Origin of the sequence: Ligilactobacillus pobuzihii E100301 = KCTC 13174 (assembly GCF_000349725.1) — a bacterium.
Taxonomy (GTDB): domain Bacteria; phylum Bacillota; class Bacilli; order Lactobacillales; family Lactobacillaceae; genus Ligilactobacillus; species Ligilactobacillus pobuzihii.
The window spans coordinates 83,095-85,000 of sequence record NZ_KB714687.1; the positions used below are offsets into that span (position 1 = coordinate 83,095).

Consider the following 1,906-nt stretch of genomic DNA (forward strand, 5'->3'; position numbering starts at 1 on the left):
AAAATTTAAGGGTCAGACTGTGTTGCAAGATGTTCACTTTGAGTTCCCATTTGATGAAGTTAGTTTGAAAGAGAATGAATTACTCGCCATGCCAGACAGAGTTACTGTTTCTGAGATGTTGGGTCTCGTAAATGACTATGCCAAATTGAAATTTGCTTACGATTATGGTGATGGTTGGGTAATATCTGTCTTTTTGGAAGAATCTAGGGAAGAAGAAATTTCTTTGAAACTTCTTCCTCGTGTTCTTGAAGGACAAAGGTTTGGGGTTGTTGAGGATGTCGGCGGTCCTGGCGGTCTGGCAGAGCTGGAGCAGATCTTGAAAAAGGGAACGGGAGAAGAATACGAAGATATGACTCGCTGGCTTGATAGTACCACACTTAATCTGAGTAATTTTGACAAGGATGATATAAACTTTCGCCTGAAAAAATTGTTGCATGTCTACCGTGATATCTATGAAAAAAATTTGGGTCCAACCAAAAATTCACTTGATCTTTTGACTAGACAGTATCTCGGTAAAGGCGTGCGCGGTTATTAAAAATTGGTACTGATAGGGGAAAGTTGAATCCATTTTATACTCTATGTAGTTTTGTATTATTGAGTTGATGAGGGAATTATATATATACAAATTTTGGGAGGAATTTTTTTCGTGACTGAAAATAAAAATTTGAGATACGAAAGTTTAATTATGGGAGAAGCACTTTCCGCGATGGGAATGCTTGGTGGAAAGGTAACTCGCAAAGAAATTCGGAGAGAAATTCGTGACCATTCTAACCTTATTTCTGAGGAAACAGTTGATGAAACTAGAATATCTAAAAAAACTGGTGCCAAGTACTATCCATTTCAATATCGATTTAATTTTGCAGTCAAGCACCTAATTACAGCTGGTTATATCAATACTGATGATAATAGGATCTTGGAACTTTCAGAAAAAGGTCGGTCGATTGATTCACATTTTGATCCTAAAAAAGATGTTTGGCCAATGGTTCATGAGGCAGAAAGCAGTAAGAGTGAAATGTCTGAAGACGAATCAGAAGAAGATACAGAAATTGAATCATGGAAAGAAAATTTATTAGGATACTTGATTAAAATGCAACCTCAAAAGTTCGAGCTTTTTAGCAGGGGGCTTTTGACTCATATGGGCGTTGACTTAGATGAGAATGTTGGTGTGCGCTATGTCGGTGATGGTGGTCTTGATGGTTTTGGCTATATTACTTCTGATGATTTTCGAACCACTAGGGTAGCTCTTCAGGCCAAACGTTGGGAAGGTAAGGTATCTGCACCTGAAATTGATAAGTTTCGTGGTGCGATGGATAAGTATAATGCTGAATATGGGATATTTATTACTACTTCAGACTTTACACGTGAAGCTATTAAAACGGCAAAAGTAGGAACTAGAGTTATTACTCTGATAAATGGTGACCAAATTTGCGATCTAGTTGCTAAATACGAATATTATGTTGAACCAGTGACAACATATAAGCTTGGCAGTTTTTATACTGATAAAGATTAGATAGAGTACAATCTTTGCTTTTAGAATAAATAAAAGTTTGTAATTTAAATTGTTAATAATAGTCAAAGGAAATAAGTGAAATGAAAAATTTAATGGGCTGTTCCGTAACAAAACGAATTAAGCAAGTCAAGCAACCATTGAAAATATCAGGACGATGGTTCAACTTTCCTTAAATTTTTTTGAGCAGTATGGTCCAAAAAAGGTAGATGGTTTCACTTTTGAAGGCGGATATACTGATTTGATCACTAGTGGCGACGGAGATTTTATTACTGAAGATACTCTATGGGATTTTAAAGTTTCAAGGGAGATTTTAAAATGAAGTTAGCCAATTAAAAAAATTAACACAAAAAACGCCATAGTGGCGAAATATCGTTTATCATATTAGTTACCACACAA

The 1,906-nt window shown here is 35.8% G+C and carries 2 protein-coding genes and 1 pseudogene; all 3 read left to right on the forward strand.

What is annotated here, in order from left to right:
* Positions 1-535 (forward strand): IS1096 element passenger TnpR family protein (locus LACPOB_RS11590; RefSeq protein WP_220095346.1); only part of this gene is annotated, 535 nt, incomplete at its 5' end.
* Positions 536-706: 171 nt separating this feature from the next.
* Positions 707-1,510, forward strand: coding sequence for a restriction endonuclease (locus LACPOB_RS0102685; protein ID WP_051056365.1), 804 nt, complete (start codon positions 707-709; stop codon positions 1,508-1,510).
* A gap of 133 nt (positions 1,511-1,643) precedes the next feature.
* Positions 1,644-1,823: pseudogene (locus LACPOB_RS13270) on the forward strand (hypothetical protein); the annotation flags it as partial.
* Between the last annotated feature and the right edge of the window lie 83 nt (positions 1,824-1,906).